The following is a 22,716-nucleotide window of genomic DNA, read 5'->3' on the forward strand; positions in this document are numbered from 1 at the left end:
ACATTGAAAATCAACAAAATTGTTTGATGTTCGATGCTGTGAGTGCCCACACAGATTGCTTGATTCAAATTGTTAAAGAGCGTCACGCTTGTCGCGTTGAGGAGGCGCATATTACGCTCCTCACTTCGAAAGTCAAGCGGTTGTTTTCGCTTTTCTTTCGGCGCCTACTTCACAAGTAAGCTGGCTCATCAGTCCGGCGTGTTCTGCCGTGCTGGTAGGGGCGCATTATAGGGAGCGACTTCGGGATGACAAGACTTTTTTTGAAGAAAGTCACGGAAACTTCAAAATATCCAATTAGAAACAGCTTACTCAGTGTATATATACAGTGTTATCCACAAGCCGATGATTTCAGTCCTGTTTTATCATCATTTAAGTGGGTCTTCCCCCATTAAGGGATGCCATACTGGAACGGATAATGTGTCCCAAGTGGTCCATGGTAGCGCCCGGCTGGAAAGCTGGTTACCATGGAGGTGAATAGAGTGTTGCACCTTTTTTGCTTTCATTTACAAAAGGTCTTTAAAGATGAATTTATCCAAGTTTCCCGTTTATGTGCAGGCGGCCATCCTTGCCCTGGTATTGGCGCTGGTTGGTTATCTGGTTGCCCAGGCTCTGCAGTTTTCTTTGAAAGCCGAAGTGATTTTTGCTGTGGGTCTGGCCATCGGTGGTTTCATCGTGCCGCTGTTCCTTAAGCGGACACCAGCCGCCGCAGGCGAGCTGGCCTCCGGTCAAGAGACTTGCACCTTATATGTAGGCAACCTGCCGTATCGCGCCAACGAGATTGCCGTGCGTGAACTGTTTGCCGAACAGGGACAGGTGATCTCTGTCCGTCTGATGAAGGACAAGGCCACCGGCAAACGCAGAGGGTTTGGTTTTGTGGAGATGCCAGCCGCCGATGCCGCCAAGGCCATCGCCGTGCTCAATGACAAGGAGTATCAGCAGCGTACCCTCAAGGTACGTGAAGCCAACGACAAGCGGGATAAAGATGAGAGAGAAGGCAGCGAAGTCGATGCCTGATCCCCTGGCGGTCACGAGTTAGTACCGCACCTCTTCGAGTGATGACAGCCCCCAAGCTTGCAAGGGGGCTGTCAATTTTTGGGCTTGTGCATCCAGTCGGGTGCAATATGCCCTGGCCTGCACCACGGCTTGCGAAGGCTGCTCAGCCACGGTAGCCAATAGATGTGCCACCCGTCTTGCCACAGCGCTCCCTGAATCCACCAGCTGACATCCTGGCATCAATTGCCGGATCTCGTCATTGAGCAGCGGGAAGTGGGTGCAACCCAGCACCAATGTATCCGGCCTTTCCTCTCCTTCCATCCAGCCCGTCAGCACCTCCTGCAACAGCGCCATGTTTACCGGCCGTCCCGCCAGCTTGTGCTCGGCTTCGATCACCAGTTCAGTCGCGCCCTTGAGCAACACCCGCTTGCCCGGGGCAAACTGGGTAATGAGGTGATGAGTATATTCACGGCTGACGGTACCCGGGGTCGCCAGCAGCCCGATACACCCATTGCGGGTCAGGGCTGCAGCCGGTTTGATGGCAGGCACCACGCCGACAACTGGAATGGTCAGGGCGGCCCGCAAGGATGGCAGGGCTATGGTGCTGGCCGTATTGCAGGCAATCACCACCAGATCGATGGCATGCTCGGCCACCATGTGACTGACCAGACGGGTGCAGGTAGCAATCAACGCTGACTCGCTCAGCTCACCATAGGGGAAGTTGGCATTGTCAAAACAATAGAAGTAGTTGTGTGCCGGCAGCGCACGGCGGATCTCGCGATAGATGGTCAAGCCACCCATGCCGGAGTCGAACACTAGAATATTGGCCACCTGACCTCCCCCTTTGGTGCAAGGCAGCGATCATACTCCCGCCTGCCGCCAATAGAAAAGGCCCTGCCAATGGCAGGGCCTCGCTTTTTCTCTTCTATATATAGCAGCGCTGGCGATCAGAGACGGTAGTCCGCCGTCAGCTTGAACTCGGTACCCGCCGATGCATAGCCATAGGCCGGGGCATAGTCGCGATCAAACAGATTGTCGATGCGGCCACCCAGCGTGAACTGAGGCGTTACCCCATAGCTGGCCCCCAGATTGATCAGGGTGTAGGAACCCAGTTCCACCCGCTCTGCAGGGAAGCTGCTGAAGTTCTTGTCATCCCGCTTGCCCACATAGAGCAGCTCGGTGGAGAGATCGACCGGGCCCAGCTGCACCTGGGTCAGCCAGCTGGCTTTCTGCTTGGCGCGGCGCAGCAGTTGCTGATCTCCATCGTTCTTGTCTTCGGCCCGGGTGTAATCGAAGCTGACGTCGTGATGGAGCGGTCCGGTTTCCAGACCCAGCGCCACTTCCACGCCGCGGATCTCGGCATCCGTGTTGTCCGGCTTGCAGGTGGAGAACGCACTCTGACAGGCAATCAGGTTCTTGATCTTGTTGCGATAGAGGTTGAGCGACCAGTCCCAACCGGTATAACGACCCGCAAAGCCCAGCTCCAGGTTCTTGCTCTCTTCCGGCTTCAAATCCGGATTCTCATAACCGGGATAGTAGAGGTCGAGGAAGGTCGGCGCCTTGAAGCCGGTGCCATAACTGAGCCGTACATTGTGGTTGTTATCTATGTCCAGCCCGCTGGCGGCAGACCAGGTGTTGTGACGGCCATACTGCTTGTTGTCATCGGTACGGCCAGAGAGCTCCCACAGCAGGGCCTGCCAGCGGTAGCTGCCCACCGCAAACAGACCTGTGTTGTCTCGGTCGGGGGCATTGAACGCCTGACCAGAGCTGCGCGAGTCGGATTTCAACTGCTCCTGCTGCCAGTCGGCACCACCAGTCAGGTTGAGTCCCTCGACGCCGCTCCAGCTGTTGATCCAGGAGAAACGGGTCAAGCCGGTGTGGATCGGCTGGGCGCTGGATTCCCCCTTGCTCTCCAGCCAGCTCTTCAGCTTGTTCTCGCCATAGCTGGCCTCAAGCCGGCTGGTCAGCGTCTCGCTCTGGAACTTGAGACCGCCATCATACTGGAAGGCCTGTACCCGGCTCTGGTCAGCCGACTGATAGGCATCATCCATCTCGGTCTGGTTGTCATAACCCTGGGCGTTGAAGTCCCCACTCCAGGCATCACTGAACGCATGATTCAACCCGAACTGGCCGTTCAGACTGTCGAAGCCATCCCGATCCGGCTGCTGGGCATTGGCCACCACATCGAAACCATCGGTACGCTCGTAGCCGATCATCATATTCATGTCGGTCTGCTGACCCAGGGCCTGCACGGTACGCACCTGACCCTGGCCGTAACCATTGCTGCCCACACCACCCTTAAGATGGGTCTCGCTGCCATTCTTGGCGGAAGTTTTGGTGATGAGGTTGATGACGCCACCGATGGCATCTGCGCCATAGACAGCAGCGCGCGGACCCCGGATGTACTCGATGCGCTCGATATTGCCCAGCGGGATCTGGCTGAGGTCTGGTGTGCCGGCCACCATGGCGGCGATGGGGCGCCCATTCATCAGCACCAGCGAATGGTTGGAGTTGGTACCGCGGATGAACAGGCTGCTCATGTGCCCTCGCCCACCTAGCGTGGTGATCTGCACACCCGGCAACGTCTTCAACAGCGCTGGCAGGCTCTGCACCTGACGGGATTCGATCTCGGCGCGGTCGATCACCACAACGGGTGCCAGTACCGAGCTGATGGGTTGTTCCACCCGATTGGCGGTGATCACCAGGGTAGGATTGACGGGGATGGTCGTCTGGGCGAAGGCCGCCGTTGGCAACAGGGCAGCCACCAATAATTTCTTGGACATGAGAGATCCTTAAGTTCGCGTAAGCATCTACTTCGTGGCCGGTTTCTCTCGGCCCGAAATACGAACTTTGGCAGGTCTTCGGGCTGGGGGGCTGATGGCCTACGGCGACGGCTTCCCACCTGACGGCAGTGCCCTGATGTCGCTTCGTTCCCCCTTACCGCTGCGCGCCAGCTCCGGATTTTCACCGGATTCCCTATTAAGCATGATGCGCCAAAGCGGAGGGGATTATAGGCAGAGCCAGATTGGATGTATAGCCATCCAGATTTCTATTTCTGCTTTTCCAGCTCCACCAGCCGCTGCCTGGCTCCCTCCATCACCGCCTGTACACCGGGATGGGAGAGGTGACGGCCAGCAGAGACCAGATAATAGGAGAGCGTGACCTCGGGCAAGGTGGCAATCCGCTCGACACCATAGAGGCGCTCAATCTCGTCACGCATCGCAAGGGGGGCGGGAAAGATCCCCATGCCCGCCTTGCCGAACGACTTCATCAGGGTCGAGTCGTCAAACTGGCCGACCAGATGGGGATGTATGCCCTGCTGGCGATACCAGGCCAGCAGCCGATCATGGGTCGCCGACTTCTCGCCGGGGATAAGCAGCGGCAGCCCTTCCAAAGAGGCGGGAAACCCCGAGCGGGCACGAGCCGCCAGCGACGGACTTGCAAACAGTGCCAGCGGGCTGCGTCCCAGTTCATGGTTGTAGCCACGTACGCCACTATCTGGTGGCAGTGGGCGATCGATCAGCACCATATCCAGCTTGTGTCTGGCCAGCTCGCTGAATAGCTGCTCGGCCCGCTCTTCATGGCAGATCAGCCGCACCGGCGTCGCCAGCGCCATGGCCGGTGCCAGCAGCTCAAACGCCAGAGTGCGGGGCACCGAGTCGGCAATCCCCACCTGCATGGTCAGCTCCTGGCTGGCGTGGCGCAGTGTGTATTCCAGCTCTGCCCCCAGCGAAAAGATGGCGCCGGCCTGCTCAAGTGCCTGGCGCCCCGCAGCCGTCAAGACGAGCCGCCTCCCCTCCCGGCTGAACAGCGCCACCCCGAGAGACAGCTCCAGCTCCGCGACCTGACCACTGATGGTTTGCGGAGTGAGATGAAGCTGTTCGGCGGCCCGTGTCACGCTGCCGCTGCGCGCCACATGCCAAAAGTAATAGAGTTGTTTGTAGTTGAGCATCCGGGTTCCTATCAGTTTTTGCCGAACAATCATCAATCAAAATCTGATTTTATCGAAGCATCATGCACTCTAGCATGCAAGCACCCTGTGAATTGCCTCCTGCGACCCCTCATGCTGGATGTTGTTGTACTCTTTTTCCTGTTTGGCCTGCTGGCCGGTCTGGTGCGATCCGAGCTCAAGTTGCCCCCCGCACTCTATGACACCCTCTCCCTCTTCCTGCTGCTGGCCATCGGCCTCAAAGGCGGTATCGGCCTGGCCCAGCAATCCTTGTTGCCACTGCTGCCACAACTCGCCCTAGTGATACTGCTCGGTGTGGTGCAAACCCTGGCAGGCTTTGCCCTGTTGCGCATCAAGATGAACCGGATCGATGCAGCCGCCACCGCAGCCCACTACGGCTCGGTCAGCGTGGCGACCTTCGCAGTCGGGGTAAACTGGCTCACCGAGCGCGGCATCAGCTTCGAATCCCAGCTCTCCATCTTCCTGGCTGTGATGGAGATCCCGGCCATCCTGGTGGGCATAATGCTGGCGCGCGGGGTGAGCCGCCAGACCCGCTGGCGCATGCTGGCCCATGAAACTTTCCTCGGCAAGGGGGTGACCCTGCTACTCGGTGGCATGGCCATCGGCTATCTGGCAGGGCCGCAAGGCATAGCCCCCCTCAAACCCCTTTTTGTGGATCTGTTCAAAGGGGCGCTCGCCCTCTTCCTGCTTGAGATGGGTTTGATAGTGGCACGCCAGTGCCAGGATCTGCGCCGCCATGGCCTGTTTCTGCTCGGCTTCGCCCTGCTGATGCCGCTCGCCTCGGCAGGACTGGGGTTGACGGTCGGCAAGCTGATGGAGCTCTCCCTTGGCGGACTCACCCTGCTGGCCACCCTGGCGGCCAGCGCCTCCTATATTGCCGTGCCAGCGACCTTGCGCATCGCCGTGCCCCAGGCCAACCCGGGGTTGTCCCTCAGCGCCGTGCTGGGCGTCACCTTCCCCTTCAACATCATGCTGGGGATCCCGCTCTACCACAGCTGGGCCCGCCACTTCACGGAGTAGCCATCATGCAGACCGAAACCCGTACCCTGCTGACCGTCATCACGGAAGCCAATCTGGAACCCACCCTGCTGCGCACCCTGACCCGGGAAGGGCTGCGGGGCTACACCATCACGGATGCACGCGGACGAGGCGATCACGGCGAGCGCAACGCCAGCTGGAGCGAGAGCGGCAACATCAGGCTGGAGGCGATTTGCAGCCGCGAGCAGGCGGAACGACTACTCGCCCACCTGCAGAGTCGCTACTACCCCGACTACGCCATGATCGCCTTTCTGCAACCGGTCGAAATCGTGCGACCCGAAAAATTCTGAGCCGGCTTGCCGGCTCTTTTTGTCTAACGAAAGCAAACGTTTAACAGCAAGGAACCAGAAAAATGAACACCCCTCCCCTGATCGGCCTGGTAATGGGCTCCGACTCCGACTGGCCCGTGCTGCAGGCGGCAGCCCGCATCCTCAAGGAACACGGCGTGCCCTACGAAGCGCGGGTGGTCTCGGCCCACCGCACCCCGGACCTGCTGTTCGAGTATGCCGCCAGCGCCCGCGATCGCGGCCTGCGGGCCATCATCGCCGGGGCCGGCGGCGCCGCACACCTGCCGGGCATGGTCGCCGCCAAGACCACTGTGCCCGTGCTGGGGGTGCCCATCCCCTCGCGCCACCTCAAGGGGATGGACTCCCTGCTCTCCATAGTGCAGATGCCCAAGGGGGTGCCGGTCGCCACCTTCGCCATCGGCGAGGCGGGGGCCGCCAACGCCGCCCTGTTCGCGGTCTCATTACTGTCGGTCACCCAAGATGGCGAGGCCCCCCGCTACCAGCAACAGCTCGACGACTTCCGCGCCAACGAGCGTGACCGGGTGCTGGCTCTGCAACTGGAGGACCCGGCATGATACTGCCACCCGCCACCCTGGGCATGCTCGGCGGCGGCCAGCTTGGCCGCTACTTCGTGATGGCCGCCCACCGCCTCGGCTACAAGGTGGTGGTGCTGGATCCCGACCCAGCCAGCATCGCTGGCGCCGCAGCCGATCACCATATTGTCGCCCCCTATGACGACCAGGCAGCCCTGCACGATCTGGCCAGCCGCTGCGCCGCAGTCACCTGCGAGTTCGAGAACGTACCGGCCCCCTCTCTGGCGCTGCTGGAACAGCAGTTACCGGTACGCCCGACGGCCAGCCCGGTCAGGATCTGTCAGGATCGACGGGAGGAAAAAGCCTTTCTGACCCGTGCCTGTGTGCCTGTGGCTCCCTACCTGACTCTGCTGCCGGATGAGCCACTCCCCCCTCTGGGTGCGGAGCTGTTCCCCGCCATCCTCAAGACCGCCCGCGAGGGGTACGACGGCAAGGGCCAGTGGCAGGTCGGCAATCTGGATGAGCTGGCAAGCGCGCTGACCGCCAGCGGCGTACCTTGCGTACTGGAAAAACGCCTGCCGCTGGAAGGGGAGTTTGCCCTCACCCTGGCCCGCAGCCCGAGCGGTGCCATCAGCGCCCTGCCTCTGGTGCAGAACTGGCACAGTGGCGGCATTCTCGATCAAACCCGCTCCCCGGCAAATGTCCCTGCGCTGGAGGCTGAGGCGAAAGACATCGCCGAGCGGCTGATCGCGGCGCTCGACTACGTCGGCGTGCTGACGGTGGAGTTTTTTCTGGTGGAAGGTCGGCTGTTGGTCAACGAGATGGCGCCCCGCCCCCACAACTCGGGTCACCCCAGCCTCGACAATGCCGAGTGCAGCCAGTTCGAGTTGCAGGTGCGCGCCCTGTGCGATCTGCCGCTGCCGGCAAAAGCCGAGGTGCGACCCGCCATCCTGATCAATCTGCTCGGGGATCTCTGGCACGGGGGCACACCAGACTGGGCAGGGGGGCTGGCCCTGCCCGGAGTGCACCTGCATCTCTATGGCAAGGGCGAGGCTCGCCCCGGCCGCAAGATGGGTCATGTCACCATCACAGGCCGTGACTGGCCCACGGTGGAGGATACTAGCCGCCATGTACGCAGCCTGCTGGGGCTGCCCCCACGCTGAGCTGCACTCCCTTGAATGCAAAGACCCGGGCCAAGCCCGGGTCTTCTTTTTCATGATGTCATCACAATGGAATGAGGGATCAGGCCCTGTCGGCGGATACCACGACAGGCGCCGGCAAGCGGATGGTCAGGGAGAGCACCAGGGCCACCACCATCAGCACCAGGATCAGGTTGAAGGTCGCCATAAAGCCGCCGAACAGGGAGGCCACGATGGAGCCTATGATGCTGCCCAGACCAAAGCCCAGATAGATGACGCCATAGTTCTTGGTCAGGTTGTTGAGACCGAAGAAGTCGCTCACCAGGGAGGGGTAGACTGTAATGGTGCCGCCGAAGCTGAAGGCCACGCAGGCCACCGCCACGAAGAAGAGATTGGCATTGAGCGGCACGAACAGCAGCAATCCCATGCCACCGAGGGTGATCAGCTGGGCTATGGTGATGACCCGGATGCGGGACATCTTGTCGGACAGAATGCCCAGCACCAGTCGACCACCCAGGTTGGCCATGGCGATCACCGCGACCGCATTGGCAGCCACCGCAGTCGACAGACCCACCATGTTCTCGCCGATATCCTTGGCCACGCCGATGACGTAGAGGCCGCTCATGCAGGCGGTGAGGAACATCAGCGCCAGCATCCAGTACTGCGGCTTGCGCATCGCCTCGGCCAGGGTGAAATCACGGCTCTCGGTCTGCTGCGCCGAAGCGGCCTGCTTGGGTGCATCCTTCATCAGCATGCCGCCAACCAGCACCATGGACATGGCGATCAGCCCCCACAGCTGGAAGGTCGCTTCCAGGCCGTTGTTGGAGAGCAGCAGCAGGTTGATGTACTTGAAGCCGAGGCTGCCCAGGCCATAGGCGCCGATGGAGCAGGCGGAGATGAACCCCTTTCGCTCCGGGAACCACTTTACGCAGTTGGAGAGCGTCATCAGGTAGCCGGTACCGTCGGCAAACCCCACCAGAATACCGGCGCAGAGGTAGAGCATGGCCAGATTGCTGGCGTGGGCGGTGAGGAAGAAGCCGATGCCAAGCAGCACGCCGGCCCCCAGGGTGACATTGCGCACCCCGAACCGCTCCTGCAACTTGCCCGCCATGGAAGAGGCGACCGCCAACGACAGGCTGAGCAGACCAAAGGCAAACGCCACCTGGCTGACCGGCTCGTCCAGCTTGTCGGAGAGCTGGGCGTTGAACAGGCTCCAGGTGTAGACGGAACCCAGCGCAAACTGGGTAATGATGGTACCTATCAGGGTGAGGTACCGGGTGCGGTTCATCTCTTTGGTCATGATGCGTCTCGGTCGATGGCCTTAAGGAAATTGAGGCCACTATAGGCAAGACGCAGCTCGTGCCAGCCGATTAAGGCATGAAATGCAGATCGGCAGGAATGAATGACAATCAGAGCCGCATCAGCTGACGGAACGCCTTGATGTTGCTGCGACTGACCGGCACCTCGAACGGCAGATCATGGAGCCGGATGAGATAGGTACTGTTGAACCAGGGCACTATCTCGCGGATCTTGTTGATGTTGACGCAGTAGGATCGGTGGCAACGGAAGAAGCCCTCCGCAGGCAGCCGGCTGACAAACTCGCTGATGGTCATGTTCATCACGTAGCGATCGGTGCGGGTATAGACATAGGTCAGCTTTTCGTCCGCTTCCGCGTAGTAAATCTGCTCGCAGGGGGTGACTATGATGCGCTCCCCCTTCACCAGATTGACGGTGCGATTCTGCGGGCTGCTCCCCTCGACACCCGGCACCGGTTGAGACTTGCCCGCCAGCTCGAGCTTTTGCAGCAGATTGATGATGCGCGGCTCGTTGTAGGGTTTGAGGATGTAATCGAACGCCTCCAGCTCGAACGCCTCCACCGCGAACTCCTTGTAGGCGGTGACGAAGACGATGTGGGGCGGATGGCTCGACTTGTGCAGGTTCTTGGCCAGCAGCAGGCCGTCGATGGAGGGGATCTGGATATCCAGAAACACCACGTCCACCTCGTGATCCTGCAGGTATTTGAACGCCTCCAGCCCGTCCTCGAAACTCGCCACTATCTCAATCTGGCTATGCTGGCCCACCAGATAGGCCAACTCCTCCCGGGCCAGATATTCATCTTCGACAATAATGGCTTTCAACATGGCATCGCCTCCTGATCCGGCAGATAGAAACAGACTTCGGTACCCGGTTCCAGCCGCCTTAGCTGCAGGCCGTCACCGTACAACAGCTTGACCCGCTGATGAACGTTCATCAGCCCTATGCTGCGGCTTTCCACCCGACCGGCGGCCACGCCATCGATCACCGCCTGACTGATGCCGTAACCTGTATCGCGTACAGCCACCCGAATCCCCCCCGCCAGCTGCTTCACCTCGATGGTGACCCGGCCCGGCGCACTGCGGGGCTGGATGCCGTGCAGGATGGCGTTTTCCACCAGCGGCTGCAACAGCAGGCTCGGCACCTGGATGTGGACGTCGTCCACCTCGAACACCACCTCCAGTTTGTCACCAAAGCGGGCTTGCTCGATGGCGATGTAATCGCGCACCTGCTGCAGCTCCTCCTGAATGTCGATGAGCTCGTCCCCCTTGTTGAGGTTGTAGCGCAGATAGTCCGCCAGATTGGCAATGAGCTGGCGCGCCTGCTGGGGGCGAATGCGGATCAAGGATGAAATGGCGTTGAGGGCATTGAACAGGAAGTGCGGGTTGATCTTGCTCTGCAGGGCGGTGAACTCCGCCTTGCGGGTCATCTCTTTCAACTGCTCGATGCGCGACACCTCCATCTGGGTGGAGATGAGCTGGGAGAGGCCCACCGCCATCTCTCGCAGAGAACTGGTAATGCTGTGGGTGCGGCGATAGTAGATCTTGAGGGTGCCGCTGACGGCGCCGTTTTCCCGCAGCGGAATGATGATGACAGAGTGAAAATCTGACAAATGATACTGGCGCAGATCGTTGTTGATGATGATCTGGTCCAGCAACACGGCCCGCTGGGTCATGTCGCTGATGGCGTGGTGCTCGTCCAGCTCGTAGTAATCCTTGCCCACCCCCACGTAGGCCAGCACGTCGCGGGTATCTGTGATGGCCACCGCATCGGCATGGATCTCGTTGCAGATGACGCCGCACACCTGGCCGAGGGAGTGGCGATCGACCTTCTGGAAGAAGGGCAGCGTCTTGTTGGCGATGTCGAGGGCCAGCTTGGCCTGCTTGGCGGCAATCAGCTCCTTCTCGTCATCCAGATCCTGCACCAGCTTGATGATGAGGCCGATACAGAGCGCCCCGGCGATCATCGGATAGGCGATGTGGCTGACGATCTCCACCCCCACCTCATGGGGTTCGGTCAACAGCCAGATCAGCAACATGGTCAGCCCCTCGCACAACATGCCCGCCAGTATGCCGTAGAGCCAGAGTCGCGACTTGCGGCAGCGCAGGTGCAACCAGGTGGCGAGCAGACCGGCGATGATGCTGGCAATGAGACAGGGGATCGAGGTGTGGCCATCCATGTCGATGAGGTAGCGGTGCAGGCCCGAGATGACCCCGGCCGGAATGCCGACCCAGGGACCGAACAATATGCCTCCCGAGATGATGGCGATGATCCGCACGTTGATCAGCGCTCCCTCCACCGGAATGCCGGTGTAGGTACTGAACACGGCGAACAGGCCGAAGATGGAGGCGACCAGCACCAGCTCGGCCGGGGTGTGATCCCGCTTCTGAAACAGCCGCTGAAACGGCCTTGTACGGGTAAGAAAGAACAGGGTCATCAGCATCAGCGCCGCCCGTTCAAACACCGCCAACAACATCATCTGATTTTCGAGCAAAGCAGGGATTCCATATCTATGAATAAAGGGAGCACAAGGCACGGGATCATACCCCGTATCCCTTGTCAGCTCATTTCGAATAATGGGTTCCAGATTAAGCTTTGCTGCTGACGGGTCGATAGATGAGTGACCCCCGGCAGCGGGGTAACCTCGATATCCAGGAGATAACCATATGTCTCAGAAAGGAGTTCTGGTGGCACTACTGGCTGGTTGCTGCACGATAGCAGCTCAGGCCAGCACACAAACCAATCAGCTCAACTGGCCCGCCACCGCCAGTAAAGATACCAGGATGGAAATAGCGCTCACCCATCCTGGCCTCCAACCCGTCAATTCAAACCAGACGCAATATCCCATTCACACCCAGGCGGCCAATATCAGCAGCCCGGATTTCAATACCACCTATCAACTGCAAGCTCGCAAACTGTATGGCACCCTGACACAACAGGCCGACACTCCCATCAGTCTCACGCTCAATGGTCAACGGATCCCCTCCACACATCCTCTGACCCTCGCACAAGCCACCCGCTATTACCTCAGTTATCAGGCACCGTCGAGCTGGCCCCACCAGACAGGTGAGGCCGCCTATGAGTTGATGGTGTATTGGCACGGTTGAGCAGTCATGAAGGCATGTCACCATGCCTTCATTCTCATCCAGGTTCTGCGCGCTGCAGCCGCACTATGGCCAGCCTGGCAATGTGATAGACACGTTGCAGGCGCTGCAACGCCATGGGCAGGGTTTGTGCGTTCAGTTCCCCGGACTCTATCTCGCTGCAGGTGGCGACCAGCTGCATCGCCCCCATGATCCTGGCTCCGCCTTTCAGACGATGAACATAATCCAGAAAGCGGGCCAGCTCCCCGGCAGTCGCCGCCTGTTGCAACGCCTGCAGGTCGTCATCACTGGCACGAACAAATTCAGCCAGCAGAGGCAACATCAGGGCTGACTGCTGGCCGGTCAGCGGCCCGAGGCACTGCCTGATCTCCTGCATGCAAGCAGCGATATCGGCTTGTTTCTCACGCTGCATATTCCGACGCAGGCAATGATCGAGCGCCTCCAGCCCTACCGGCTTGAACAGGCAATCATCCATGCCGGCCGCATGACCCTCGTTCACCTGCTCCTGGCGTGCATCGGCCGTCAGGCCCAGGATCACACAACGGTGTCTGCCATTGAGGTGTTCCCGCGCACGGCACTGGCGGGTCAGCTCGAACCCGTTCATGCCGGGCATGTTGAAGTCGGTGATGACGACATCGAAGGGGTATTCGGCGAAGAGCGCCAGCGCCTGCTCACCCGACTCGGCCGCCATGGCCTCCTGCCCCAGATAGGCCAGTTGCTGACTGATAAGCAGCCGATTGGTGGGATGATCATCCACTATCATCACTCGCAGCCCACCACCGCGCGCCATCACTGAGTCGAGTTCGACTGACAGGGATTTCTCCACGGCCATGGCAAGGGGCAGTTTCATTTCGACGCACACCCGGGTGCCACGACCCAACTCGCTCTCCAGCACCAGGGATCCTCCCATTGACTCACAGAGGGAACGAGAGATCATCAGGCCAAGGCCGGTACCGGATTGCTGGATGTGCTTGGGTTGGCTGGCCTGGCTGAAGGGCTGAAACAGCCTCGCCAGTTCCGCCGGGGCTATCCCTATTCCGGTATCCCTGACCACCAGCTGCAAGGTACACCAGCCGTCACTGCTCCATAGCTGCAGCTCGACCCGTACCGAACCCAGCTCAGTGTATTTGATGGCATTGCTGATCAGGTTGGACAGGATCTGTTTGTAACAGAGGCCGTCTACCTGCACCCAATGGGTCGCTCCGATGACCAGTTCCAGTTGCAGATTTTTCTGTCTGGCCAGGGCGTTGAACACGGTAACAACAGACTCGGTCAAGGCCGCTATGTCATGGGGTTCGGGGACCAGCTCGAGCCGCCCCGACTCTATCTTGGAGATATCCAGAATATCGCCGATCAGGGTCAGCAGATCCGTCGCCGAGCCATGGGCGATAGAGAGCGAGGCTTTATCCTCCTCATGCAGACGATCTCGCCGCAGAGTCAGCTCCAGCAGGCCAATGATGGCATTCATGGGGGTACGAATTTCGTGACTCATGGTGGCCAGAAACGTCGATTTGGCGCGATTGGCCTCTTGCGCCTCCTGGCTGACCACCGCCAGATCATCCAGCAGGCGCAGGCGCTCGCTCACATCGATCCAGCCGCCAATGCCCCCCTGCACCTTGCCATCCAGATCGTAATAGGGCTGGACCCAGTGATAGACATCCACAGCCTCGTTCACCATGACCAGACGATGATCCCCCTCCTGCGCCTGTCGCTCCTCGCGGGCAGCGGCAAGATCGGCAAACAGGGGGGCGAGAAAAGGCCAACGCTCACCATCAGCGGCCAGGCCTGAGCCCAGCAAGCCGGCTTTCGGTTCACCAAAAAAGGCCGCATAGCTGCTGTTGCAGAGGATAAGCCGTCCATCCTGGTCTCTGGCGTAGATGGGATGGGGCGTGCCGTCCACCAGATCTTCAATGAACTTGAGCTGGGCACTCAGCGCCACTTCGGCAACCCGACGTTCGCGCATCTGTTTACGCAGAGATAGGCCCCATAGGCTGACCCAGATGATCAACAGCAGGATCAGCGAAATAAAGATGCCAAACTCGTCCATGAACTCACGCCAAGAAATAGCCTCTTGCCGAGCATTAACTCGCCAGCGGTTGGAAAGCCCTTCCAGCTCATCTGGCGGTATGGTTGCGATCACCTTGTCCAATATATTAAGCAGATCAGTTTGACCCCGAGGCACTGCCAGTGCTGCAGAAATGGGAATTGAATTAAATAATTCACCTCTAATAGTCAAACGGTCAGGAAACTTGCTATTGATTAAATATTTGGCAACTCTTAATGGAAGAACTGCGACACTGCAAGTCTCAATAGCAACGCATCTCAGAGCATCCTCTGATTTATCAAATAACTTTATATTCAGCTTTCCATATACATTCGAGATCGCTTGCAGCAAGGCTGCATCCCTAACCACAGCCACAGAGTCAGCCTTAAGTAAATCGCTCGGCGTTGCATCTTTCTGCTTCAAATGGACTGCATACACTAGAGGGTCCATTATAAAGGCGCGGCTAAATCGGTAACGTTGGCGACCTTCCTCTGAGATGGCCATGATGGCAGCATCAACCCTTCCTTTTTCCAGCAACTGTGTCAAACGTTGAGGTGTTTCGACGGGAATAACCTCAATATCAACCCCCAGCTTCACCCTTACAACTTGTAAAAGGTCTGCTGTCACCCCATGCAAAGTACCATTTACATCAAGGAAACTAAGGGGAGGCAAACCACTACTAACAGCTATCTTTAACTTTCGTCGCTCACTCAAAAAAGACCATTCACTACTAGTTAGTCTGATTTTATCTGCACTAATTGAAAGCCCACCACCACTCCAACGCTTGGCTATCTCATCCCGTTTTTTCTCTAAAATCTCATGCAAAGCTATATCAATTATCTTTTTTAGCTGGTGATTGCTTTTATTTAATGAAAATGCAAACCCCTGAGTGTCTGAATACATTAATTTCGACAAGCGAATTGTATCTTGATAATAGTTATTTATTAAAAAGTTACCGGATACCAAGTCCATCATGACAGCATCAGCGTCACCATAAGAAACCGCTGATACAGCACTATATTTTGATGGATACACTTTGATTTTCACATCAGGTAGATAGCGCATTATGTCAACGGCAGGTAGATAATATTCAGGAACCGCCACTACCCGTATGTTTTTATCTTTAATGTTTATGTTTTTATATATCGCGGGTTCATCATCAATATATTTATCTGTCAGTAATAATCCCTGCTCCTTCTCATAAACATTTGATGTACTCAATAAGTCTATTTCTCCCCTTTTAAGTGCATCGACTGCAGCAGATCGAGAAGGTAACTTCTTCACTAAAAAATCGACACCTAATATCTTGCTGAGAATACCAATAATATCAGCAGTTACCCCTTCATAATTACCAGACCTGATGGTTATATCCATAGGTGGATTATCTGGCTCTGGTACACCTAAAATCAATTGCTTCTTATTGTATAACCATGCCAAGTCATCGTTATGTAATGGAAGTATTTGCTTAGCAAAATACTCGTTGTCATCCCGTGCATAGACATGCAGCAGGCTATCCTCCAGCTCATTGGCAGAAGCAAGAAACGAACTGAGACCGACGAGCAAGATCAGGAGTAATTTCATCTTGCTCACATCAATTTTTGCCGCTTGGCCAGGGGCTAATCAAGTCAACCATGTTGGTTACATTGAGTTTTTGCATCAGGCGAGTCTTGTAGGTGCTGACCGTCTTCTCACTGAGCAGCATGCTTTTCGCTATCTGCTTATTTATTTGACCCTGACATATCTGCAGCAGCACACTCATTTCACGATCAGAGAGCGCTGACAATAGATCTTCCCTGTCTACCGAATGAGCATTTTTGGCGCCTGCGATAATATCTCTTGGAAAATAGAGCTGATCTTTCTCTACTTTTACGATCGCACGTCTCAATAGCGATAGCTCATCCAGCTTGGACATGAATCCATCAGCCCCGGCCTGCAGGCAACGCACCATAACATGATGAGTGGATTGTGCAGATAAAATAACCACCTTGATATTGGCATCCATGTCCTTCAGTCTTTTGATAACTTCAATACCATCCAGCCTGGGAATGCCAATATCGAGAATTACAATATCAGGCTGATGTATTCTAGCCGACGAGATAGCATCAACACCATTATCAACCTCTGCCAGAATATGGTGCCCGTCCTGTTTAAGCAGCATATTCACTGCCATTCTTATTGCGGGATGATCATCGACTATCAATACCTTTGCCATATGCCTACCTACCGTTGATTCATTTTATTAAGCGTATACTAACTGCAAAAGCAGTATCTGTACCATACTGCACCTTGACATTAATAATATGTTACACAATTAAAGTAAATCGCTGATAAAACAACCTAAACACCATTTGACAGGTTTGTTTTATATCTATTTATCAATCAGTTATATGTGCATATATTCTTTTGAATCTTATGGTTCATTTGTACCGCATCACCTACGCAAACACCATGCATGACAGCTCCCCCGACGCCCGATTCATCTTGATAAGATGAAGCATGAAAATGCTTAGAAATCAAAGCTATAACTTTAAATGCCCCATAACAGAGCCGCAGGGATATACATGCATCTGAAGTTGTACGTAACAACTACCTTTTAGGATGTTTCCTACACACCATTAGATCGATCCAAGCAGGTCTTGCGGTTATCTTGGTCGGCGAAAAGATGAGCTGGGTAACGGAACATTATGTTGCGAGGCCCGGCCCCCCTGGTCGAATATGCCCCGGGGATGAAGAACGAATGCACCTCGGGTGCAGCGAATCAAACGGGTGACTCAACATCACCCATTAGGGAACTCGGTAGGAAACATCAATGAAATCAATTAAAAAATCGCTGATTGCGCTGACAGTTGTAGGTTTTGGCTTTACTGCTGCTGCTCATGCTGCCATGGACGCCTCCGCAACCGCCAAGTGGAAGGCGACCGCCAAGAAAGACACCACCTCTGATCTGGTTGTCACTCCGCTCACCAGCCTCTCCTTCCAATACGCCGAAGGGAGCAAGGCTTTCAACACCGTCGACGGCCTGTTCGATGTCGCCATCAAGGGGGATGCCAGCGCGACTTCCTTCACCCTGAAAGCCAAGAAGCTGAACGGCACCCTGAACCACCTGGATGGCAAATCCACCGTCGAGGTGGGCGTGTTATGGGGCGGCGCACCGGTAGGCACCTCGGCCTACACCACCCTGATCGATACGGCAGCTGGCATTAACGGCGGCAGTCTCTCCCCCGTAGCAAAGGGTTTCATGGTCGACACCCAACGCGCCACGGCGCAGGGCTCCTTCAACTTCAACATTGAAAGCGCCACTGCCGACGGCAAAGCGGTCACTTTTGATGCCCTGCCAGACGGCCAGTGGAACGGCGAAGTCAACGTCGAGTTCGTGGCCAGCTGGGCCTGATTGCCTCAACGCATAGTATTCGGGGCCCTGCGGGGCCCTTTGTATTCACAGGAGATCACATGAACCTGAAAATGCTGGGGGTATGGATGCTGTTTATTCCCGGAATCAGCCAGGCGATCAACGTCGGCTCGGTGACCACCTTTATTGATGCGGGCAGCCAGGAAGTCGCCAAAGAGATCGAGAACGCCAGCGATCAGGCCAGACTGGTCACTGTCACAGTGACACGCATCTCCTCCCCGGAAGAGGGCGGACAGGAGATGCCGATGGAAGTGGACGGTGAACTCATGCTGTCGCCGAGCCGGCTGATGCTCCCTGCCAACGCCAAGAACAACGTGCGCTTCTTTTACAAGGGCCCGCAGGATGGCAAGGAGCGTTACTACCGCATCCGCTGGCTGGATACCGCCCTGTCGATGGACGACCAGCGCAACGAACGCCGCCAGGCGGTCGCCACCACCTCAGCCCAGATAGGCACCATCCTGGTGGTCACACCGCGCCAGCAGCAATTCGATTACCTTCTGCAGGGCGACACCCTGACCAATAAAGGAAACGCCTCATACCGCACAGTGGCGTATGGCACTTGCCTGAAACAAAGCCAGGAGCAATGCAAAGAAACCTATTACGACCTGCCGGGCAAAAAACGCCACTTTAAAAAGGTCAACATCCAGCATGCCAAGAGCCATATCGGTCTCTGGCTGGGTCAGGAATTCGTCGTCGTCAAATAATGCTGTTGTTCTGTTACTGCCTCTACCACCCGGTCGAATGCCGGTGTTTTTTTGCCGAAATTTGGAACCATGGTGCGTGATATGTTGAAAAAATCCTGCCTGTTGCCAGCCTCATTGCTGATCATGATGTCAGCCTCGGCCAGCGCCTCGGCACCACTCAAAATCGCCAATGTCATCATTCCAGCCAGCTTTGCCAGCGCACTAGCAGAGGGCATTGCCGTACCGGTCAGGCTGCAGTATCGGGATCAGGCGCTGGCGCTCGACACCACCACCGAAGAGTCCGTTGGCAACGCCACGCTGATCCTGCGGGACGGCGCGCTGCATCTGCTCAACCTGGACTTCAACCAGGGCCAGAGCGATGTGGCCCTGCACCAGGAGCTGGTGGAGCTGCTGCAACAGGATCAGCTGCGCACCTTCTCCAGCGACGGGCGGCTGGTCATCAACGGCAGCGCCACCCTGCAGCTGGATCTGATCGCCATGCTGCTGACCATACAGGTCACCAAGGCCGCCTTTGGCGAAAAGCGTGTCAGTGTGGCCAAGACCAGCCTGACGCCTTCCGTTGAGGCGTTGACCAGCGTCAATCGCTACAACCTGGGCTACTCCTTTGCCAACAGTCGTCAGACGGGCAGCACCAGCACCAACTTCGCCCAGCTGAACACTCTGGTGGGGTACAGTGAACACCATCTGGACCTTGATGGTTCTCTCTACAATCTGGGGGAAACGAACCAGAATGGCTCCCTCTATCGCGCCATGTATGAGCGGGATATCGAGGATCGCCGTTTTGCGACCGGCATGGTGTCGACCTGGGACCTCCAGACCCTGGGGGGCGTATCCGCCCTGAACGCAGGCCGGATCTACGGACTCTCTTACGGCAATCAGGCCCACTCACGTACCATCAACGAGAGTGAATCCACCACCCCGATCCAGGTCTTCATGCCCTCGGCGGGTGAGGTTCAGGTCTATCGGGATGGCAAGCTGATCGGCCTGCAGAATTTCTCGATCGGCAACCACCGAATCGATACCAGCCGTTTCCCCCACGGCTCCTACAGCGTCACGGTCGAGATCCATATCGACGGCCGCCTGACGGAATCCAGTAATCAGCGCGTCACCAAACTCAACAACAGCCTGGGCTTCGATCAGGAGTGGGGCTGGCAATCCTGGGGCGGCCTGATGGAGGCCAGTCAGGATGGTGCCCGATCCCCCCTGCTGGGGCTGTCGCTGGCACGTACCTTCGAGACCACCAACCTGACCCTGACCGGTTATGGCTTCAAGGATGCCCTGGTCAGCGAGAGCCAGGCCAGCTGGCAGTTGACCGACAGGGTCAGCACCCAGCTGCAGGGCATGCTGGCCTCGGATGCCTCCTGGCGGATCTCGTCCAGCGTGACGGCACAAGTACACGACAACGTCTCGCTCTGGCTCAGTCAGGAAAAACTCGACACGGGCAACAAGTTGACCACGGCCGCCCTGGATCTTTATACCGCCGGCATCAGCATCAACCTGGGGGGCTGGCATGACAGGCTGGGCGGCCTCTCGTTCAACACCACACACGACCGTGAGCAGGGGAGCGATCGCAGCTATATCGACTATTACCAGAGCCTCTATTCCGGTCGCTATGGCCAGTTGTCGCTGCGCACCAGCCTGCAGAGCAGCAGCGCGACCCTGAGCGGGTTCAACAACAAGAGCCTGACCCTGGACTACTCGATCCCGTTCGACAACCTGTTCAGCCTGGGCATGAGCAGCAACGAACAGGGCCAGACCACGGCCAACCTCAGCTATCAGAAACGCATGGAAGGCTTCATCAACACGGCAACACTCAACGGTTCTAAAGTCGTCAACGATGCCAAGAACAGAAATCCGACTCTCTCCGGCAGCCTGGGTTTTGAAAACCGCATGACGGGCGGCACCCTGACCCTGGGTCGCAGTCAGGGTGGTGATGTGAACGGCAACCTGATTGCACGTGGTGCTGTCATCACCACAGGGGATGAGATCCTGGCCTCCAGCCAGAACCGATCCGGTTCCGGCTTGCTGATCGATACCGGCATTGGCAAGGAGGGCAAGATGCTCGCCAGGATCAATGGCCAGGAGTACTCGCTCGAAGGCAGCAAGACCTTTGTCGCCCTCTCCCCCTTTCAGGAGTACGAAGTGGAACTGCTCAACAGCAAGACGACCAAGGACAGCTATGACATCAACACCGGCAAGCAGCGCTACACCCTGTTCCCCGGCAACGTGGCCAAACTGGATGCCACCCGCTCGGTCAAGGAGATGGTCACCGTCTTTGGCATTATACGTGCCGAAGATGGCAGCGTGATCGCCAACGCCAGGATCGACAACCACATCGGCACCACGGTGACCAATGAGACAGGCGAATTTTCGCTGGATGTGGACAAGGCCAATCCGGTATTGAGCTTTAAACACGGCAACGCATTCTGTGAGGCTGAGCTGGATCTCACCCCCCATAGCGGTGCGGCCTGGCTTGGTGACATCACATGTATCGGCTTAAAAACCTATTTAACTACGAGAATATGATGAATATGAAGATGTACCTGCCATTTTTAATGGTATCACTCCTGATGACACAGCATAAAAGCTGGGGGCTGGCTCCCCTTGCTGAAAAACTATTGCCACAACGAATTTTCCTTTACATAGAGAATAATAAATCTGATCATGTGTACATACTTAACTTCGAACCATTTCTAGAGAACCAACTCGGTGGCGCCAACGCTTGGACTGAACAAAAGGGCATCACTCAGTTTACACTGGCAAAGACAAGTGCGGATATGAAAACCCATAATCCATCAGGTTTTAATCTTGATATGTGGGAAACAGGCCCTATCTCACATCCCTATATTACTCAGGCTTGCTCTATAAAAACAGCCAACTGCACCAATGACGGTAAATCACCTGAACATCCACAAGTAGTCGATGAGCAAGGATTTTATGGCCTGATGAACTTGAGTGTTCAAGAAACGGCCGCAAGAGTCAGCCCCTCTTTTTTAAATTACCTGAAAACCATGCGAATTGGAGAAAAACTCAACCGTAAGATGAACCTGTGTGTCACTTCAGAACCCTATGATGCACGCCGAGGACAACGCTGCAAAGACATGTCAACCGGCACTTGGAGCATTCATCGTGCAACAAATATAAAGTATGCACATTTAAAGATAATACCGGTCACTGGCACAGATACTATTATGGTGGATAGTGCAGGAAATCCTACCGTCATGCCAGGCTCAACGAATTGCAAGCCTTATTCACATGTCACACCTGGACGTGATTCCAATGGGATCTTATGCCATATATTTGACTATCGGCTGGAACACTTTGCTGATGGTGGCCAGTTACAAAACAAAGGCGTAATAGGGGTCAGAAGCAAGTATCCCAACCCTGAACTTAAATCCTATGACTCCGCTTTATATATCAACAATGCTACATTTGTAGGTACTAACAATCCAGTAGGGCTTAACTTGTTTTATCTAAGAGGAAACAGCAGCATATCTGTTTTTCTCACCAAAAAATATTTTTCAGAATATATAAAGACAAATAGCGGCAGACCAGTCATAGAGACAATGGAGTTTTTCATTAAAAACTCAATACAGCCAGACTTAGGTGATTACATCATAGATAGCTCTTTACAAATTGATATAAAGCCCAGGAGATATAGTGTATCCATATCATCATCTGATGGGGTTGCCACTCCTTATCGTAAGGGGCTGATAGGGAAGGATGTTTTGTCATTCCCTTATAAAATTGTGGAAAGCGGACCAGAATCTGCAGATAGATTGGACGTCACTCTGGCCCAGGATAGGGGAACACCATTTCAAGGAACTTGTACTTTCTATCCAACCGATATAGTAAGTAACAGAGGCGCAGTCCCTATCGAAGCTTATTTGAATTTTAATGGTTTATCACCAGCCAAAGCATCAAAAACCCCGATTGGATGTGACCAAACACCAGTGAATCTCAGGGAGCTCAACATCCGCGATAGCGAACCGAAGATACACTGGACAGACCCAGACGGCAGTTCAGGTATCACTCGCTCCTACCTATTAAATTTGGAGTTTGATTTAACAGGTCGACAAGCACAGAAAACGGTGAGCGGGGAATCATGGGAGGGTGAGGTACACCAGAGCGGCACCCTGACCATCAAGGGCAGCTGGCGTTAGCAATCAACATGGATCTCA

General features: G+C 56.3%; 18 protein-coding genes and 1 riboswitch. Of the genes, 10 read left to right on the forward strand and 8 right to left on the reverse strand.

The genetic code is table 11. The features are described 5' to 3' along the window. Nucleotides 1–522: 522 nt before the first annotated feature. The gene (locus GWQ27_RS12185; RefSeq protein WP_005321648.1) at nucleotides 523–1,014 is read left to right on the forward strand and encodes an RNA-binding protein; all 492 of its coding nucleotides are present in this window, start codon (nucleotides 523–525) and stop codon (nucleotides 1,012–1,014) included. 18 nt (nucleotides 1,015–1,032) lie between these two features. Here the strand turns inward: GWQ27_RS12185 and murI are convergent, their stop codons facing one another. From murI to GWQ27_RS12200, 3 genes are all read right to left on the reverse strand, one after another. Next, nucleotides 1,033–1,824, reverse strand: a complete 792-nt coding sequence (gene murI / locus GWQ27_RS12190) for a glutamate racemase (RefSeq protein WP_275907472.1) — start codon at nucleotides 1,822–1,824, stop codon at nucleotides 1,033–1,035. 116 nt (nucleotides 1,825–1,940) lie between these two features. After that, nucleotides 1,941–3,776, reverse strand: a complete 1,836-nt coding sequence (locus tag GWQ27_RS12195; protein ID WP_275907473.1) for a TonB-dependent receptor — start codon at nucleotides 3,774–3,776, stop codon at nucleotides 1,941–1,943. Nucleotides 3,777–3,827: 51 nt separating this feature from the next. Next, nucleotides 3,828–4,006: riboswitch (cobalamin riboswitch) on the reverse strand. Nucleotides 4,007–4,042: 36 nt separating this feature from the next. Further along, on the reverse strand, nucleotides 4,043–4,945 hold the full coding sequence (locus GWQ27_RS12200; RefSeq protein ID WP_275907474.1) for a LysR family transcriptional regulator: 903 nt from the start codon (nucleotides 4,943–4,945) through the stop codon (nucleotides 4,043–4,045). A gap of 111 nt (nucleotides 4,946–5,056) precedes the next feature. On the opposite strand from GWQ27_RS12200, the gene GWQ27_RS12205 reads away from it, so the two are divergent. The 4 genes from GWQ27_RS12205 to GWQ27_RS12220 all read left to right on the forward strand — a co-directional run bounded on the left by GWQ27_RS12205 (nucleotide 5,057) and on the right by GWQ27_RS12220 (nucleotide 7,984). Next, a complete protein-coding gene (locus tag GWQ27_RS12205; protein ID WP_275907475.1) occupies nucleotides 5,057–5,983 on the forward strand; it encodes a sodium-dependent bicarbonate transport family permease in 927 nt (308 codons plus the stop codon). Between the two features lie 5 nt (nucleotides 5,984–5,988). Then, nucleotides 5,989–6,291, forward strand: coding sequence for a hypothetical protein (locus tag GWQ27_RS12210; protein WP_005321666.1), 303 nt, complete (start codon nucleotides 5,989–5,991; stop codon nucleotides 6,289–6,291). 62 nt (nucleotides 6,292–6,353) lie between these two features. Further along, nucleotides 6,354–6,863 carry a 5-(carboxyamino)imidazole ribonucleotide mutase gene (gene purE, locus GWQ27_RS12215; protein ID WP_265422517.1) on the forward strand — a complete coding sequence of 170 codons (510 nt, stop codon included), beginning with the start codon at nucleotides 6,354–6,356 and terminating at the stop codon, nucleotides 6,861–6,863. Next, entirely contained in the window at nucleotides 6,860–7,984 is a 1,125-nt protein-coding gene (locus tag GWQ27_RS12220) for a 5-(carboxyamino)imidazole ribonucleotide synthase (RefSeq protein ID WP_265422516.1), read from the forward strand. Before purE ends, GWQ27_RS12220 begins: the two co-directional genes overlap by 4 nt. A gap of 79 nt (nucleotides 7,985–8,063) precedes the next feature. Here GWQ27_RS12220 and GWQ27_RS12225 read toward each other — a convergent pair whose 3' ends face one another. The 3 genes from GWQ27_RS12225 to GWQ27_RS12235 form a co-directional block, all read right to left on the reverse strand. Next, nucleotides 8,064–9,260 (reverse strand): MFS transporter, encoded by a 1,197-nt coding sequence (locus tag GWQ27_RS12225; RefSeq protein WP_265422515.1) that lies wholly within the window; start codon nucleotides 9,258–9,260, stop codon nucleotides 8,064–8,066. Between the two features lie 109 nt (nucleotides 9,261–9,369). Beyond that, complete coding sequence (locus GWQ27_RS12230; RefSeq protein WP_265422514.1) at nucleotides 9,370–10,101, reverse strand: LytTR family DNA-binding domain-containing protein; 732 nt, start codon at nucleotides 10,099–10,101, stop codon at nucleotides 9,370–9,372. After that, on the reverse strand, nucleotides 10,095–11,768 hold the full coding sequence (locus GWQ27_RS12235) for a sensor histidine kinase (RefSeq protein WP_005321693.1): 1,674 nt from the start codon (nucleotides 11,766–11,768) through the stop codon (nucleotides 10,095–10,097). The genes GWQ27_RS12230 and GWQ27_RS12235 overlap by 7 nt, the downstream gene beginning before the upstream one ends. Before the next feature lie 172 nt (nucleotides 11,769–11,940). Between GWQ27_RS12235 and GWQ27_RS12240 the strand changes: the two genes are divergently transcribed. Next, entirely contained in the window at nucleotides 11,941–12,381 is a 441-nt protein-coding gene (locus GWQ27_RS12240; RefSeq protein WP_275907476.1) for a hypothetical protein, read from the forward strand. A 34-nt stretch (nucleotides 12,382–12,415) separates the two neighbouring features. Here the strand turns inward: GWQ27_RS12240 and GWQ27_RS12245 are convergent, their stop codons facing one another. Both GWQ27_RS12245 and GWQ27_RS12250 read right to left on the reverse strand, forming a co-directional pair. Then, a complete protein-coding gene (locus GWQ27_RS12245; RefSeq protein ID WP_275907477.1) occupies nucleotides 12,416–16,003 on the reverse strand; it encodes a transporter substrate-binding domain-containing protein in 3,588 nt (1,195 codons plus the stop codon). A 10-nt stretch (nucleotides 16,004–16,013) separates the two neighbouring features. Beyond that, nucleotides 16,014–16,634 carry a response regulator transcription factor gene (locus tag GWQ27_RS12250; protein ID WP_275907478.1) on the reverse strand — a complete coding sequence of 207 codons (621 nt, stop codon included), beginning with the start codon at nucleotides 16,632–16,634 and terminating at the stop codon, nucleotides 16,014–16,016. Between the two features lie 606 nt (nucleotides 16,635–17,240). Here GWQ27_RS12250 and GWQ27_RS12255 point away from each other — a divergent pair. The 4 genes from GWQ27_RS12255 to GWQ27_RS12270 all read left to right on the forward strand — a co-directional run bounded on the left by GWQ27_RS12255 (nucleotide 17,241) and on the right by GWQ27_RS12270 (nucleotide 22,698). Beyond that, nucleotides 17,241–17,813, forward strand: coding sequence for a common pilus major fimbrillin subunit EcpA (locus GWQ27_RS12255; protein WP_275907520.1), 573 nt, complete (start codon nucleotides 17,241–17,243; stop codon nucleotides 17,811–17,813). Nucleotides 17,814–17,872: 59 nt separating this feature from the next. Next, a complete protein-coding gene (locus GWQ27_RS12260) occupies nucleotides 17,873–18,535 on the forward strand; it encodes a hypothetical protein (protein WP_275907479.1) in 663 nt (220 codons plus the stop codon). An 81-nt stretch (nucleotides 18,536–18,616) separates the two neighbouring features. Then, nucleotides 18,617–21,061: a fimbrial biogenesis outer membrane usher protein gene (locus GWQ27_RS12265; RefSeq protein ID WP_275907480.1), complete on the forward strand. Its 2,445-nt coding sequence runs from the start codon at nucleotides 18,617–18,619 to the stop codon at nucleotides 21,059–21,061. After that, entirely contained in the window at nucleotides 21,061–22,698 is a 1,638-nt protein-coding gene (locus GWQ27_RS12270) for a hypothetical protein (protein WP_275907481.1), read from the forward strand. Before GWQ27_RS12265 ends, GWQ27_RS12270 begins: the two co-directional genes overlap by 1 nt. Nucleotides 22,699–22,716 lie beyond the last annotated feature (18 nt).

This window comes from Aeromonas sp. 5HA1 (genome assembly GCF_029237245.1).
GTDB classification, from domain to species: domain Bacteria; phylum Pseudomonadota; class Gammaproteobacteria; order Enterobacterales; family Aeromonadaceae; genus Aeromonas; species Aeromonas salmonicida.

Excerpts from the sequence above, each read along its gene's own strand:
- GWQ27_RS12185 (WP_005321648.1), top strand. The coding sequence starts at position 523 with ATGAATTTATCCAAGTTTCCCGTTTATGTGCAGGCGGCCATCCTTGCC.
- GWQ27_RS12195 (WP_275907473.1), bottom strand. The coding sequence starts at position 3,776 with ATGTCCAAGAAATTATTGGTGGCTGCCCTGTTGCCAACGGCGGCCTTC.
- GWQ27_RS12200 (WP_275907474.1), bottom strand. The coding sequence starts at position 4,945 with ATGCTCAACTACAAACAACTCTATTACTTTTGGCATGTGGCGCGCAGC.
- GWQ27_RS12205 (WP_275907475.1), top strand. The coding sequence starts at position 5,057 with ATGCTGGATGTTGTTGTACTCTTTTTCCTGTTTGGCCTGCTGGCCGGT.
- GWQ27_RS12210 (WP_005321666.1), top strand. The coding sequence starts at position 5,989 with ATGCAGACCGAAACCCGTACCCTGCTGACCGTCATCACGGAAGCCAAT.
- purE (WP_265422517.1), top strand. The coding sequence starts at position 6,354 with ATGAACACCCCTCCCCTGATCGGCCTGGTAATGGGCTCCGACTCCGAC.
- GWQ27_RS12220 (WP_265422516.1), top strand. The coding sequence starts at position 6,860 with ATGATACTGCCACCCGCCACCCTGGGCATGCTCGGCGGCGGCCAGCTT.
- GWQ27_RS12225 (WP_265422515.1), bottom strand. The coding sequence starts at position 9,260 with ATGACCAAAGAGATGAACCGCACCCGGTACCTCACCCTGATAGGTACC.
- GWQ27_RS12230 (WP_265422514.1), bottom strand. The coding sequence starts at position 10,101 with ATGTTGAAAGCCATTATTGTCGAAGATGAATATCTGGCCCGGGAGGAG.
- GWQ27_RS12240 (WP_275907476.1), top strand. The coding sequence starts at position 11,941 with ATGTCTCAGAAAGGAGTTCTGGTGGCACTACTGGCTGGTTGCTGCACG.
- GWQ27_RS12245 (WP_275907477.1), bottom strand. The coding sequence starts at position 16,003 with ATGAAATTACTCCTGATCTTGCTCGTCGGTCTCAGTTCGTTTCTTGCT.
- GWQ27_RS12250 (WP_275907478.1), bottom strand. The coding sequence starts at position 16,634 with ATGGCAAAGGTATTGATAGTCGATGATCATCCCGCAATAAGAATGGCA.
- GWQ27_RS12260 (WP_275907479.1), top strand. The coding sequence starts at position 17,873 with ATGAACCTGAAAATGCTGGGGGTATGGATGCTGTTTATTCCCGGAATC.
- GWQ27_RS12265 (WP_275907480.1), top strand. The coding sequence starts at position 18,617 with ATGTTGAAAAAATCCTGCCTGTTGCCAGCCTCATTGCTGATCATGATG.
- GWQ27_RS12270 (WP_275907481.1), top strand. The coding sequence starts at position 21,061 with ATGAATATGAAGATGTACCTGCCATTTTTAATGGTATCACTCCTGATG.